Annotated in this window: 12 protein-coding genes and 1 pseudogene; 3 read left to right on the plus strand and 10 right to left on the minus strand. The window is 52.4% G+C overall.

Annotation, left to right across the window (positions count from 1 at the left end; all coding sequences use genetic code 11):
• Positions 1 to 99 precede the first annotated feature (99 nt).
• The 3 genes and pseudogenes from EDM60_RS27865 to EDM60_RS29335 all read right to left on the minus strand — a co-directional run.
• Entirely contained in the window at positions 100 to 1,734 is a 1,635-nt protein-coding gene (locus tag EDM60_RS27865; RefSeq protein ID WP_122966832.1) for a helix-turn-helix domain-containing protein, read from the minus strand.
• A 125-nt stretch (positions 1,735 to 1,859) separates the two neighbouring features.
• Complete coding sequence (locus EDM60_RS27870) at positions 1,860 to 3,812, minus strand: AraC family transcriptional regulator (protein WP_122966833.1); 1,953 nt, start codon at positions 3,810 to 3,812, stop codon at positions 1,860 to 1,862.
• A gap of 210 nt (positions 3,813 to 4,022) precedes the next feature.
• A pseudogene (locus EDM60_RS29335) lies at positions 4,023 to 4,142 on the minus strand (alpha/beta-type small acid-soluble spore protein); the annotation flags it as partial.
• A gap of 160 nt (positions 4,143 to 4,302) precedes the next feature.
• Here EDM60_RS29335 and EDM60_RS27880 point away from each other — a divergent pair.
• Positions 4,303 to 4,728, plus strand: a complete 426-nt coding sequence (locus tag EDM60_RS27880; protein ID WP_122966835.1) for a VOC family protein — start codon at positions 4,303 to 4,305, stop codon at positions 4,726 to 4,728.
• A gap of 8 nt (positions 4,729 to 4,736) precedes the next feature.
• On the opposite strand, the gene EDM60_RS27885 is transcribed toward EDM60_RS27880, so the two are convergent.
• From EDM60_RS27885 to EDM60_RS27900, 4 genes are all read right to left on the minus strand, one after another.
• Positions 4,737 to 5,024, minus strand: a complete 288-nt coding sequence (locus EDM60_RS27885) for a hypothetical protein (protein ID WP_122966836.1) — start codon at positions 5,022 to 5,024, stop codon at positions 4,737 to 4,739.
• Positions 5,025 to 5,037: 13 nt separating this feature from the next.
• A complete protein-coding gene (locus EDM60_RS27890; protein WP_122966837.1) occupies positions 5,038 to 5,571 on the minus strand; it encodes a hypothetical protein in 534 nt (177 codons plus the stop codon).
• 115 nt (positions 5,572 to 5,686) lie between these two features.
• Positions 5,687 to 6,145 (minus strand): GreA/GreB family elongation factor, encoded by a 459-nt coding sequence (locus EDM60_RS27895; RefSeq protein WP_122966838.1) that lies wholly within the window; start codon positions 6,143 to 6,145, stop codon positions 5,687 to 5,689.
• Positions 6,146 to 6,311: 166 nt separating this feature from the next.
• Positions 6,312 to 8,087 carry a putative bifunctional diguanylate cyclase/phosphodiesterase gene (locus EDM60_RS27900; RefSeq protein ID WP_233454177.1) on the minus strand — a complete coding sequence of 592 codons (1,776 nt, stop codon included), beginning with the start codon at positions 8,085 to 8,087 and terminating at the stop codon, positions 6,312 to 6,314.
• Positions 8,088 to 8,561: 474 nt separating this feature from the next.
• Here EDM60_RS27900 and EDM60_RS27905 point away from each other — a divergent pair, with 474 nt between their 5' ends.
• On the plus strand, positions 8,562 to 9,119 hold the full coding sequence (locus EDM60_RS27905; RefSeq protein ID WP_122966839.1) for a GNAT family N-acetyltransferase: 558 nt from the start codon (positions 8,562 to 8,564) through the stop codon (positions 9,117 to 9,119).
• A 112-nt stretch (positions 9,120 to 9,231) separates the two neighbouring features.
• On the opposite strand, the gene EDM60_RS27910 is transcribed toward EDM60_RS27905, so the two are convergent.
• Positions 9,232 to 9,630 (minus strand): BlaI/MecI/CopY family transcriptional regulator, encoded by a 399-nt coding sequence (locus tag EDM60_RS27910; protein ID WP_122966840.1) that lies wholly within the window; start codon positions 9,628 to 9,630, stop codon positions 9,232 to 9,234.
• 268 nt (positions 9,631 to 9,898) lie between these two features.
• Between EDM60_RS27910 and EDM60_RS27915 the strand changes: the two genes are divergently transcribed.
• Positions 9,899 to 10,309, plus strand: a complete 411-nt coding sequence (locus tag EDM60_RS27915; protein WP_122966841.1) for a YjdF family protein — start codon at positions 9,899 to 9,901, stop codon at positions 10,307 to 10,309.
• A 49-nt stretch (positions 10,310 to 10,358) separates the two neighbouring features.
• Here the strand turns inward: EDM60_RS27915 and EDM60_RS27920 are convergent, their stop codons facing one another.
• Positions 10,359 to 12,485 carry an RCC1 domain-containing protein gene (locus EDM60_RS27920; protein WP_233454174.1) on the minus strand — a complete coding sequence of 709 codons (2,127 nt, stop codon included), beginning with the start codon at positions 12,483 to 12,485 and terminating at the stop codon, positions 10,359 to 10,361.
• 160 nt (positions 12,486 to 12,645) lie between these two features.
• On the minus strand, positions 12,646 to 14,241 hold the full coding sequence (locus tag EDM60_RS27925) for a catalase (RefSeq protein ID WP_122966842.1): 1,596 nt from the start codon (positions 14,239 to 14,241) through the stop codon (positions 12,646 to 12,648).
• Positions 14,242 to 14,248: the final 7 nt, after the last annotated feature.

Genomic DNA, 14,248 nt, shown 5'->3' on the forward strand with positions numbered 1-14,248 from the left:
CTGATGATGTTGAGAATGATTCTCACAAACATCTTCATCGTACCTCGCCCCCTCTCTGCTGTCTATTTCCATTCGTGACATTTTCGTCATGGACAATGGTTACCTGCTTGCCAGGACAAGCGCTGTTGCTGCCAGCAGCTTGTCGACCATGATCCCGCGTTGTTTTTCCAAGGCGCGCGCGTCATTGCACCAAAAGTCTTCCAATGGCAAAGGGTACAGGCGGTGGCGTCCCGTTTTCAGCAATTCGCGCCAGCATGCTCGCGACCGGAAATGGTCGGTCAAAGCAAGATCGTCGCCCCCTTGCTCGCGGGGAATGACCACAAACATATGATCCGCGGCATAATCGGCGAGCTGCTCTTCCCGGATCAGCTTGTGGGCTTGTGGCCGCAAGACTTCATCGGCAATTTTCGGCGGAGGGGTCAGCTTCAAGCTGCTGTACAAGTTGTACGTTCCCCTGGTCGTCTGATTCCAGATGCAGATCGTGTTGTCTTCCCACAGCTCGTACAGCCCCACCGTTTCCTCCGGCTGGATCACGCCAGCGAGCTTGGCAGCCAAAGCCTCCGCCCGCGCCGTATAATGTTGCAGCCACGCCTCTGCTTCCTGCTCTTTGCCTGTCAATTTTCCGCAAAGCCGCACCGTTTCCAAGCGATCCAGCCGATCCCACGGGAGGACGAGCACAGGCGCGATCTGTTCCAGCCTGCGCAATTGCTCCAATTGATCGGGCACGTAATACAAATAATCCGGTGCAAGCACCATATCCGGCGATAGTTGCTCCCATTCCGCCACGCTCTGTATTTCTTCGACATTCCGCACCCCGTCCAGCTCCGCTGCAATCAACGGCGAGCTTTCCCACGGCGCAAACCGGGCAGCGATCGGCTTGATTCCGAGCGCGAGCAAGTCACCTGCAAACTGCAGGGCAACGATGCGCTGCGGCTTTGGCATCCGCCGATACGCGCTGGGGGAAGTGCCGATCACTTGCTTGAATTTGCGGCTCAAGTAAAAACCGTCTGCGTAGCCGACTTTCTCCGCGATTTCCTGAAGCGTCGCCTCGCTTGTCAGCAGATGCAGCTTTGCCCGATCGAGCCTGACCCGCGTCAAATGCTCGGAAAAGCTGTGCCCGACCAGCTTTTGAAACTGACGCGAGAAATAGCTGGCGTCATAGCCTGACAGTTCCGCCAGTTGGGTACGGGTCAAGTTTTGGTCGTAATAGCGGTTCGTGAAGTCGAGGACATCGTGCATCGGATTTGTCGGATTGGCTGTTTGTGTCGACACAGCCATGGCAAACAGGTCAAGCAGTTCGGCGAGCAGCCCGTGCTGACTTGCCTGATCGCTTGGATTACCGGAAGCGTTCGCGTTGCTTTTCACTAACTGCTCGACGATCGTGAAAGCCCGGAGCGGCAACGAGCCAACGCCCGCAACAGAGCCATGTGCCGGGAAGGTGCTGTGATCGACGAGATACGTCAGCTTGTCGATCGTTTCTTCCTCCAGACGATATCCTTGAAAAAAGAGGAGAAACAGCGAGTCGACAGCCTGTTTCGCCCGTTTCATTTCGATGCGCTCGTTCGGGTGAACGAAAGCAAGCTGGCCTTTTGCCACCTCCTGCCACTGTTCCCCTACTCGCAGCTGTACCGGAGTGTCCGCCCAAATAAACAGTGGATAAGTTGGTACGAATGCTTGTCCGTTTTCGTTCAAGGAACAGCTCTCTGCTTTTTTCACGATGTACAGCCGCTTCATCTTCTCTCCTCCTCTTGCGGTGTGGCAACATACTAGCCTCTCTCTGACGAATGCGCGAAAAGCTGCCCCAAGGTCTGGCAGAGCCTGGCGACAGCTTTTCACTAGCCTATGAATTTGCAAAACGATTATTTTTTCGCCGCTTTCAACAAACTGTCGACGATGAAATCAAGCTGCTTGTCCAGCGAGTAAATATCGTTGTAGTACGACAAACCGAAGTCGATCTCGATCAGCCTGCCTTCCTTGATCGCCGGGATGCTGTTCCACACTTTGTTATCGGACAAGTCAACCATTCCTTCATATGCCGAACGGAACACAAAGTCACCCGCATATTGGGGCAGCACCTCAAACGAAACGCTTTCTGCTGTCGCTTCCCCAGATGGCTTGTCCAGTTTTGCCTGCACAATAGCCGGGGCTTTCATTCCCAAGTATTCGTAGACGATTTGCGAGCCGCGCCCGTAGTCTTTGCTGCTGACTACGGACATATTGCCTTTTCCGCCCTCCATGATGCTCACCGTCTTGTCCAAAATGCCTGCTTCCCCCAACTTTTTCTTGCTCTCCGCTACTTTTGCGTGGAAGTCGGACAGCAGTTTCTTCGATTCGCCCTCCTTGCCCAGCACTTCGCCGAGCTTTTGCAGACGTTCTTCCACTGTCATGCGGTCAAACGGGATATACACAGTCGGCGCGACCTTTTCCATCATTTGGTAAATTTTCTCAGAAGGAGCAATGATCAGATCGGGATCAAGCGCCAAAACCGCCTCCGGGTTGGGCTCGAACCAAGTTCCGAGCGTCTGGACACCCTCCAGTTCTTTTTCAAAAGCGGCTCCTTTCTGGACGTCAGAGATGCCGACTGGCTTTACGTTCAACGCGAGCACGTCTCCAAGCAAGTAAAAGACGACCACGCGCTGGGGATTGACTGGAATCTCCACGTCACCTTTGGCCGTAGAGACGATTTTTGTTGCCGGCTTTGCGCTTGGCTGGTTCGAGGTCGAAGCTGACGCTGCTGAGTTCACCTGCGGCTGTTCCGCACCCGGATTGGCCGTGCTTGTAGTAGTCGGTGCAGAGCAAGCGCCGAGGATCAGAGTCAAGCACAAAAACAGGATGGTTGCCAAAGAAGATTTGTTGCTGTAGCGCATAGGTATGAATGTTCCCCCTTTATCGTGACGATGATGATAACCATTATCACTATAAACGCGGCTTCTACCTGCCTCAATGTCATATCGCGCCATTTTCGATGTCTCATCGCGCCTTGCCTGTTCCGTGCGATACCGGATCGGCGATGCTCCCGTGTACCGTTTGAACATTTTCGCAAAATAGTACCGATCCGGATAGCCGATCTCTTCGGCAATGTCCTGCAAACTGGCTTCTGTGCGCCTGAGCAGCTCCTTCGCTTTTTCCATCCGCAGCGAAATCATGTACTCGATCGGACTGCTGCCCGTCCGCTGCTTGAACAGTCTCGACAAATGGCGCGGACTGCTGTCCAACAGCTCGGCGAGCATTTCGAGCGAGAGCGGTTGCGTATAGTTTTCCTGGATATATCCGAGCGCCTGAGCAGCCAAATCATTCGGCTTACGCAACAACGGTGGGTTGTGCATCTGCCGCAAAAGCTCGTAGACCACTTGATAAAAAAGCGCCCGCACATGAAAATGCTCCAGTCCGTTCCGTTTCTCCCATTCTTCGTGCATCAGCTGAATGTTTTGCAACAGACACACCGCTTTTTCCGGGAGAAAGCCGTACGCAGCATCAAACGGCCTCTGCCGCTCCAGCATGGCGATCAGCTCCTGGTTCATCGGCAAAGGGAGCAGCGCTTTGTAGTAGATCACATAATATTCAAAAGCGTCCTCCAGCGGACAAATCTGCAGCCTGGCGCCTTTTCCGCCGTGGAGCATGTAAAAGCGCTGGGCCGAATGCTTCTGTCCATCGAGCCAAATCTCGGCTCTCCCTTTGGTCGCAAATAAAAAGCTGCTGGCCGGAAGCTGCCAGGCACGGCTTGCCTCTTCCCGAAACAAAGCCAAGTAACGAACGTCCAATATTTTCAGAGAAGCATGGTTCCAAAGCACAAATGATTCACTGACCCGCATCGCAGCTGCTCACTCCTTCAACCTGTTTGCGATACGCCGCTAGCTGGCTGTATTTGGCTTCATTATATATGAAAATGGTTCTCATTATCAATGCTTGCCCGCTGCCTTCGCCTTCCCCTTCCCCTGTTGCCCAAACAGAAAAAGCGATCCCCTCAGCCAGTGTGCCAGCTTGCGAGATCGCCTTTTTCCGTATGTGATGATGGAAGAAAGCTACGGGCGGAACAGTTGCTGCTCGGCGAATTGCACGAGCCGCTTGGTCATTTCACCACCGACCGAACCGTTTTGACGCGATGTTGTCTCGGCACCCAAAACGACACCAAACTCGGCTGCACAAGCGGGTACAACCACCAAAACAGAAAAAACAGCAGGACAACGATAGGTATAACAATCATGATATCTGTTCCTCCTGTGCGTCCTCCACGTATATTTGCCAGCAAACGACCCCATCCTAAAAGATGGTTGGAAAAATTATGTAGAGAGGATATGAATCATGCCGATACACGCTTACCTTAACTTCAATGGAAACTGCCGGGAAGCTGTCCTGTTTTACGCGCAAGTTTTCGGCACGGAAACCCCGCAAATCATGACCTTTGGCGATACGCCGCCCGATCCGAACTTCCAGATGCCGGAAGAGGCGAAAAACCGCGTCATGCATACGCACCTCGTCCTCGCTGGCAGCCGGGTGATGTTTTCCGACGTCTTTCCAGGAATGCCGTATGTCGCTGGGACAAACATCAGCCTGGCGATCATCAGCGAAAATCTCGACGAGCTGAAAGGCTACTTCGCCAAGCTGAAAGAAGGCGGCAACGTCCGCATGGAGCTGCAGGAAACGTTTTGGAGCAAATGCTACGGAAGTGTCGTCGACAAATTTGGGATCGAGTGGCAGTTCAATTACGAAGATTGCCCGACGGAGTAGACAGAGGATCAAGCTTTATCCTCTGTCTCTTTTTTTGCAATCGCGCCAAACGCCACGCGGGAAGATAGCTCCTTCACATTCAACTCACCATAGGCATTGATTACATCCGGCACATACTCCTTTGTCAACTGCATCGCCTTGAAAATCTGCTCTTTTTCTTCTGTGGAAAAGTGTATCACGCTTTCCCCGCACAGCTCGCAAAAAAGCTGCCAGCCAAGCTCTGTCTGCTTCAAGCTATGCAGCAAATCATACTCTCCAGCGCAGTTGCAAGCAGGGCACGCCGCTCGAAACGCCATCGCTTTACCCTCCTTATTTCAGTTGAGAGATCATCTCGATCAGCCGGGAAACAGGATCAACGATTTCCTCGTTTTCTTGCGCGACTCTCTCGAAGGTCGGTACTGCTTCTTGCAAAAGCAGATAGCTGTAGTAATAGTAGCTGGAAAACGGCAACTCGGCATATCCCGCCGGCTCTTCTTCCCAGGCTTCCTCGTCCTCCTCTTCATCCTCCGGCCATAAATACGCCTCGTCCAAAAGCATCGTCATATCCGGAACATGGACAGCATCCGCGAGTGGATGCCCTTCCAGCGCCTCCACCACCGCTTTGTACAGCACGATTTCGTTCAAGCTTACCTCGCTTGGCTGCTTTGTTTTCAACTGCTGCAACAAAACAGACAAAACCCATGGCGTAACTTGCCATAGCGTACCCTGATGCTCAATGAGCTGGCCGATTTCGCCGTAAGCGCCCTGCTCGATCAAGGCAGGCAGCTCTGTTCCTCTCCCGTAAGGCGTGGTCAAGCGTTGCCATGGAATTTGCACGCCCTCTTTGTTTGCTTCTGTTGTCATCTGATCCCTTTCCTCCCTCATCATCGAAAATGATCTTCCCTCATTAGAAAAGAAAAGACACTAACCGAGACGTTAGCGCCTTTCCTCTTCACTTTTCAAGCTGTTTTCACGCCGTCTACTGTGCTGAAAAATCACTCATATATGTAAAGCTTATCTCCCGCACATGCACCTGCTGCTTGCCGACCGGGCTCTCCAGAACAACGGAATCCCGCGGAGCAGCCATGAGCAGCTGCCTGCCAATGGGCGACAAGAATGAGATTCTGTTGTTATCCGGATCAATATCTGTGGGATAGACCACAGTGAATGATTCCTCAAAGTCATCCTCTTCAAATAAAACTTTCACGCTGCTGCCGAGCAAAGTAACAGCTTTCAGCGACGTGAACAGCTCGCTGTCGTCTTTGGCGAGCAGTTGTTCCAGCGTCTGCTTGTAGCGCTGGATCATTTCGTCTACCGTTTGTTTTTCTTTTCCATAATCGCGCACATAATGGTCAAAAAAGAGCGAATATTGCTCATCGAAAAAAACAAGCTGGTTGATCAAATGTTTTCTCGTACCTTGCAAAATACTAGGGTTCATAATAAATGTCACCCCCCAGTTGTTTTTCATAGACGAGTTTGATGAACGCTTGGTTCTCCCTCATGGAAAATACCTCCTTAGAAAAATAGCCCCCGAAGGGACTCAAGTTTATTGTATCAGGAATTGCAAGATGATTCCATTCCATGCATCCTGTGGAAAGTCGTCTTTACAAAAGCGTTTGTCTGTAAGGGACGAAAAAAGTCTCCTCGACTTCGGTTGCCGGCAATGGTCGGCTGAAGTAATAGCCTTGGATTTCCTTGCAAGCATTTTCCGTGAGAAAATCCAGTTGGCCCTTGGTTTCGATTCCTTCCGCGATGACGTCCATATTCAAATGCTTCGCCATCGAGATAATCGTGGCGACAATCGCCTGGTCGCTCGTATTTTGCGTGATGTCGGTAATGAACGAGCGATCGATCTTGAGTTTGTGAATCGGCAGCAATTTCAAATAGCTGAGGGAGCTGTATCCCGTTCCAAAGTCGTCCAGACTGATCTTGACGCCAAAGTCGTTCAGCTTGTTGAGAATTTCCGTGGACAAATCCGCGTCCATCATCATGCTCTCGGTAATTTCCAGCTCCAAATACTTCGCTTCCAGCCCGGTTTCCTGCAAAATATCGCGGATGTATTCCACCAGATTCGCTTGATGGAACTGGCGCGAGGACAAATTGACCGATACGGGAATCAGCGGGCCTCCTGCGGAATGCCACTTTTTCATTTGCTTGCACGCTTCTCTGAGCGTCCATGTCCCGATATCGTAAATCAGTCCGGTTTCTTCTGCCACTGGAATGAAGATGCCTGGCGACAGCATGCCCTTCGTCGGGTGATTCCAGCGAACCAACGCCTCTACCCCGATAATTTCATTGCTCGACGCACGTACTTGCGGCTGGTAGTACAAAATAAATTCATTTTGCTTGACGGCTTTGCGCAAATCGCTTTCCAGCTCGATCCGCAAGAGCAACTGGTTGTCCAGTTCATTCGAGAAAAACTGAAAGCCGTTTTTGCCGTTTTTCTTCACCTCGTACATGGCGGTGTCGGCATTTTTCAATAGCTGCTCCACGCCCGTTCCGTGATCGGGATAGACGGCGATCCCGATGCTGGCTGAGACGTAGTAATCATTGCTTTGCAGACGATACGGAATCTCGATCTCTTTGACGACTTGCGTGGCCAACTCGGCAAACGCCTGATCAGACTGCACATTTTTGCAAATCAGGGTGAACTCGTCTCCGCCCATCCGTGCGATGACAACGTCGAATCCTGCCGTGCTTTTGCGAATCCGGTTGCTCACCTCTTGCAAAAAGCGGTCTCCGTAGGTGTGCCCGAGAGAGTCATTGATCATTTTGAAGCGGTCGATATCCAGCACGAGAACAGCAAAACGGGAGTCGGCCTCCGCACTTTGGTCGATTGTTTCCTGGAGGGATTGGTGCAGCATTCTCCGGTTCGGCAATCCGGTCAAATCGTCATGGAGCGCCTGGTATTCAATAATGACTTTTGCCCGCTGTTCTTCCTCGCGCGTCTGTTTCTCGTACGCTTCCAGCACGAGTTGTTGTTCAAAGCTGAGCAGCTTCGTCACCGCTTGTGCGAGGGCGGGGCAGTCGGGATGCGTGTCTTTCAAGTCATCGACGATTCGCAGCAAGGCACTGAGCAGATTTTGAAAAGATCCCATATACCACTTCGGCGGCAGCCCGATTTTTTGGTGAACCATGGCAATCCGCATCCGTTTTTCGATAAACGCCTCATCAATGTAGCCGTCGAACATCTCGATCAGATGGTTGGACAGCGTTTGACGAAGGCGGTTCACTGTCGTATGGCTGGTGATGATTTCTTTGAGCGAATCGACATGAAGGATCGCTTCATAAAAAGAAGCTGTGATGTGCTCAATTTGTGCCACGACCAAAGGACGCAGCCCTGCGATCAGCTCCAGGTCCCTTTGCGTCAAATTGATCATATTCATTTGCGCCAAAACTTCTGGATTCCCCTCTAAAGAGATGCGGGAAAAATCGTCGTGTGAGAAATGCTCCATTCCACAAAACTCCTTTGCTGCCTGAACCATATCATTTCTGGACTCATGCCGTATTGTCTTGCCTATCTTTTCGACACCATTCAACAAATTCCTCCCGATTTCTTCCCATGTTTATCCATTCGTGGAACTAGATTGTTACAAAATGACAAAAATAAAAAGAAATCAGCAAAATGGCGTGCAGACTTCTTTTTAACGGGTTCCGTATGGGAGTAGAAAATTGAAATGAACAAATAAAACAACATGCGATTTCGGAGTATGATTCGCATGCTGTTTTCGTTTCTAAATTCAAACAAATTCAGGGTATAATTGGAGCTGTAACGAACGCAATCATAAAACTCCGAAGGACTTTTATAAAATAAGAAAATTATGTAACTTTTAACAGAGAAGGGAGATTACACCATGCCAGATGAGATCACCGTGCACCCCGTCGCTTGGCCACCTGCCCCGATCAAGACCGAGCGGCTCCTGCTCCGCCAGTCCGAGGCCCGGGACCGGGCGGCGCTGATCGACCTGTTCGCCTCACCAGAGGTGGGAGCCTATGTCGGCGGCTCCCGACCGCGCGACGAGCTTGAGCGCGCGCTGCCTGAAGTGCCTGGGCAGCGCTTCGGCTTCTTCGTGGTCGAGCGCAACGGAACAACGATTGGCATGATCACGCTCGATCGGCGCGCCCCGGAGCGTAAGGGTCACATCCGTCCAGAGGGCGGAGAGCCCGAGCTTGGCTACATGTTCTTGCCGCAAGCGTGGGGCCGCGGGTACGCCACCGAGGCGTGCGCAGCGGCGCTCGACTGGTTCGCCCACACGCATCCCGGCGAGCCGGTGGTGCTCTCCACCCAGACAGCCAACGAGGCTGCGATGCGCGTCGCGGCGAAGCTGGGGTTCACCGAGGTGGAGCGGTTCGAGGACTACGGCGCCGAACAGTGGCTCGGCGTGTGGTACCCGGGCACGCCGTCCGCTTGAGCTTATGCCGCGCCCGGCTTGCCCTGATCGAATGGCTCGCGTGTAGCTGCCACAAGGACAGCTCCTAGTTATTGTCTGGAAGTAACGGGCACGATTCCCAGATCCACTCCTGTTACCGCTGATCTTCCTTGTCCCTTTGCGCCCGTTTTTCCTTGAGAATGTTCTGCAACTGCTCAATTTCTTCATCCGACAGGCGAACGTCGTTTAAAAAATTGGTCATCATCGTTCCGACAGCTCCATTGAACACCCTTTTCAGAAACGACTCGCTCTCCACGCGCCTGCAGTCGCTTTCTTGAACGAGCGGATAGTACAAATAGCTGCGTCCCGACTTTTCGTAGCCGATGGCCTGCTTTTTCAGCAGCCGATTCAAAAAAGTGCGCACGGTCGGTTCGGTCCATTCGATATCGGCAGGCAAGCGTTCAATGATTTGTTCAGCCGTTGCGGGATGCTCCTGCCATATCACCTTCATGACTTCCCACTCAGCTTCCGAAATTTTAGGAATTGGATTCATACTCTCACCTGTCTTTTCTTGTACGATCATAAAAGTCGTTCACAAGTAAATATTACGTTTGTAAAAATTCGCTGTCAACCAATCTCTTCCTTTTTTTATGAAGATGATTGTCAACAGCGCCGTCATCTACGATAATAAACAGCAAGAGTGTAAAAACACAGTTCCCGGTTGGTAGTCCGGGCGCAGAACATGCGCGCGTGTCTCTGTCAGTAACCTTCCCCCCTCGGGATGTCCGACACTCTTGAATTTTTCAGAGGGGGCGGTTTGGGTGAAACTAACCGTTTATTTCGATGGACAGTTTTGGGTTGGCGTGGTCGAGCATGTGGAAAATGCGCGGCTGACAGCATGCAGATTTCTGTTTGGTTCCGAGCCAAAAGACGGCGAGGTGCTTGACTTCGTCTTGCATCGTCTGTTGCCCGGACTGGATGACACAAGACAGTCCGTACAAGTAAAAGCAGCCGTTGCGACCAAGATCAACCCGAAGCGGCTGGCTCGTCAAGTGGCAAAAGAGCTGCGGCAAAAAGGAGCTTCCACCTTTGCCCAGGAAGCGATCAAGCTGGACTGGGAAGCGCGCAAGGTTGAGAAGAAAGTATTAAGTCGCAAGCAAAAGCTCGAGCTGCAAGAACAAAAGTGGCAGCAAAAAGTCCAGAAAGCAAAAGAAAAGCACAGAGGCAAATAATTTTCCCCTGTGCGCAGACTCACGCTCCTTTGCACGGAGCGTGAGTTTTTTATTTCGTTTGGACGAGCTGCGGTTCAAGCGAGCTTCGGCCGTACGGATTGTAGCCGATCACAACGATTTTGTCATCTTCGGTCACGAGCACGTGATAGTGGGACCCCGGCCCCTCGATCGCGTAATCGTACGAAGAAGCTACCAGTCGGACAGGGCGGGGAACGCGTTTTTTGGCAAGCTCATTCCAGTCGTGCTCGTACAGCTCGCCATCCTTCGTTATTCTCAGTCTCCCACTTGCCAAGGCGATGTTTTCTTCAAGCTTTGGCAACACTGCAACCTTCCCCACTTTCCACTCGTCGCCATCGCGATCGACTTGGAATTGCAGCTCCGCAACCGCTCCCGAATCCGTCATCGCATAGACAGAAACATCTTCCGTCGTATAGCGGACAAAATATTGCGGAGCCAATTCACGCACTCCTTTTACACCGGGCACTTTGACAAATGCTGGCTGCTTGGCTGTTTGCTCTGCATAAAGCACTTCCCCGGTTTTTGTTGTCGCGAGGAACGTATACGCGTTGGCGTACAGCTTGGTGATTTGCGAAATGACAGCCGGATCAATCTGAACGGCTTCTGCCTTGCCGATTTTGATGTTCGCAGGCTCGTAAATGCCGTGCTTTTCGACAAACTCGTGCTGCAACTCGACTGCGTACAGCCGATCGTCCGCTAGACGCACCAGCAATCGTCTTTCTCCTCCCACCACGTCTTTCGCAGGGGCAGACAAGGACAATTCCTGGCAGGTGGCAAAATCATCTGTCCACATCTGGACTTTCCCCGCTGTATCCACAGTTACCGCTGTATTCAAAATGCTGGTGATTGCCTGAATATTTTTGGGACCTTGCACCTGATAAGGCACAAGCTTGTCGTTCATGCCCCAAAGCGTGCCATCTTTGCGGACAAAAAACGGCTTGCCCATGTCCGTGCTCACTTGCCGGACGTCTTTCAACTCCCCGATCTCCGTCCATTCCGTGAGCAGATGCGGCAATCTGCCCAGCTGTCCCGTCATGTTGCTGCCCCATGAATATACGTGTCCGGATTTTTGCAGGGCGATCACGTGATCTGTGCCTGCCTGAATGTCAACAATATCGCGCAAGCCTGCGATTTGCACAGGTACGTTTACGAGATTCGGCTGCTTTTCGCCAAGCATGCCGAGTGTGTTGTTTCCCCAGCCCCAGACCGTGCCGTCTTTTTTGCTGAACAAGTACATCCCTTCGCCACCCACTGCCATGTTGACAGCACCGTCGGCTTCGCGCGGAGCACGCGTCAGCTTGTTTTCATCCGGGTCAAACACGTGCACCTCGCCCGTTGTGGTTTGTATCAGCGCACGATCAGAGTAATCAAGCGCGATTTGCTTGACCGCCCCCGGGACATTCACCAACTGTGCAAGCTCGGCTTTCAGCTCCTGCCCCTGGCCGCTGACGTAGTACAGCTTGCCGTTTTGCTCCAACACAAACAAGGAAAAAGACGAACCGTATATATGCGTCACCTTGGCGAAAGCACCCAACTGGGCAGGCTTGCTCTCTCCTTGCATCCACGTCCACACGGTCCCATCGTCTTTGAGCAGTACGAGCACGCCTTCGTTTCCATTTAACTCACTGATCGACTGAATGTGATCCAACCCCGCCACTTTTTCCGGCTGTGCCATGTCGTTCAGCCGCCAGACCTGACCGTCTTTCGTCAGCGCATGGTCTCCGGAGATTTGTTTGACATTTTGCAATCCCGCGAGCTTTTGCGGAAAATCTGCGTCCTTTTCTCCCTGCACGCCCCAACCCCAGACGTTGCCCTGGTTGTCAAAAGCGTAGGAAATGCCAGGACGCCAGCCATACCCCGCTCCATCAAAAATGTTGTCCGTCGCAATTCTCTCCATGCCGGACAAGGCGGTCACTTCTTGTAAAACCGCCGGAGAGTTTGCAGCCAGCTTTGCTTGCGCAGTCTTTTGCGCGATGTTGCCGCATGCCTTCATCGTTACTTCGCTGGCTTTGTCGGCTGCTGCACCACTGCCGCTGGCCTGTTTTTGCGCCGGAGTCGTTGGCGTGGCCATTTGTTCTGCCTGCACGCTCCCAGAAGCAACGAGGACAAAAGTCAAACCGCTGCACACTAGCACCTTGAGTTGATTCCGATTCCACACGTGCTCATGACACCACCATTATTTGGATTTATGGAAACAATACTTGGTTAGACGTATACTGGCAAAAAAAGTAACGGTATCTTCCCGAACATTTTCCCATAAAAAAACCCCCTTTGGCTCCGTGGCGAAGCAAAGGGGGTTGAATCGTCTTGCTTGCTAATTAATACGGCTCCGCAGCATGACCGTCTTCCTCGGCCTGGCGCACGCCAGCATCCGGATTCGTCGCTCCCATCGGCCCGCCGTGTCCGGTGTCGGCATTTTGACCACCCTGCTCGATGCCTCGCTTCAAGCGTGCGCCGTACTCCTCGTCACACTGGAAAAAGTAGCCGAGCATCTTTTCCTGAATGCGCCGATCACAGGACAACAAGGCATCGGTCAAATTGGCGATCAGATCGTCCTTTTCCCAGTCTTCCAGCAGCCGATAGCGCTCGCCAGCCTGTTTGAAATCGTTCGTGCGGTCAATTTTTTGCCGGACAATCTTTCCTGACACCGTCGGCTCATGGTCGGGAGCGCCCTGCTTTGCTTCATGCAGCCCGCCGAGCGTGGACGGCTCGTAATTGATATGCGGCTGTTGGCGGTCCACGTGGTAGAGCATTTGGCCGCCTTCCTGATTGGTCGCAACGTGCTTTTTCGGAGCGTTGATCGGCAGCTGCAAGTAGTTTGCCCCTACCCGATAGCGCTGCGTGTCCGAGTAGGAAAACGTCCTGCCCTGAAGCAGCTTGTCATCCGAGAAGTCCAGACCGTCGACGAGCACGCCCGTCCCAAAAGACGCCTGCTCTACTTCCGCGAAATAGTTTTGCGGATTTTTGTTCAGCACCATTTTTCCCACAGGCAAAAACGGGAACTGATCCTCCGGCCACAGCTTTGTCGGATCGAGCGGGTCAAAATCCAGCTCAGGATGCTCGTCGTCGCTCATGATTTGCACACACATTTCCCACTCCGGGTAATTCCCTTGCTCAATCGCTTCATACAAGTCCTGTGTCGCGTGATTGAAGTTTTTCCCCTGTATTTCTTCTGCTTCCTTCTGCGTCAAGTTTTTGATTCCTTGCGAAAGCGGCTGCCAATGGTACTTGACCAAAACACCCTCGCCCGCCTGGTTGACCCATTTGTATGTATTGACGCCAGAGCCTTGCATTTGCCTGTAGTTCGCCGGGATGCCCCACGGTGAAAAGAGAAACGTAATCATGTGCATCGCTTCCGGCGTGTTGGAAATAAAGTCGAAAATCCGCTCCACATCCTGAATATTCGTCACCGGGTCCGGCTTGAAGGCGTGGACGAGGTCAGGGAACTTCATCGCATCGCGGATAAAAAATACTTTCAAATTGTTTCCGACCAAGTCCCAGTTGCCATCTTCCGTGTAAAACTTCACGGCAAACCCGCGCGGATCGCGCAATGTCTCTGGCGAGTGCGCACCGTGGATAACCGTGGAAAAGCGCACGAATACCGGAGTCTGCTTCCCGCGTTCCGCAAACAGCTTCGCTCTGGTGTACTTGGCGATCGGTTCACCCCCGACTGTTCCGTACGCTTCGAAGTATCCGTGCGCTCCGGCACCGCGCCCGTGCACGACACGTTCCGGGATTCTCTCCCGATCAAAATGCGTGATTTTTTCCAGAAAATCGTAGTTTTCCAGAACAGTAGGGCCGCGGTTCCCGACGGTTCGCATGTTTTGATTGTCGGTAATCGGATGACCTTGGCGGTTCGTAAGCAGCTCCTCTTCCGTTGCTTTGCCTGACGTGGCCTGGTTGTCTTTTTCCATGTTCATC

This window comes from Brevibacillus parabrevis, from assembly GCF_003710905.1.
GTDB classification, from domain to species: domain Bacteria; phylum Bacillota; class Bacilli; order Brevibacillales; family Brevibacillaceae; genus Brevibacillus; species Brevibacillus parabrevis.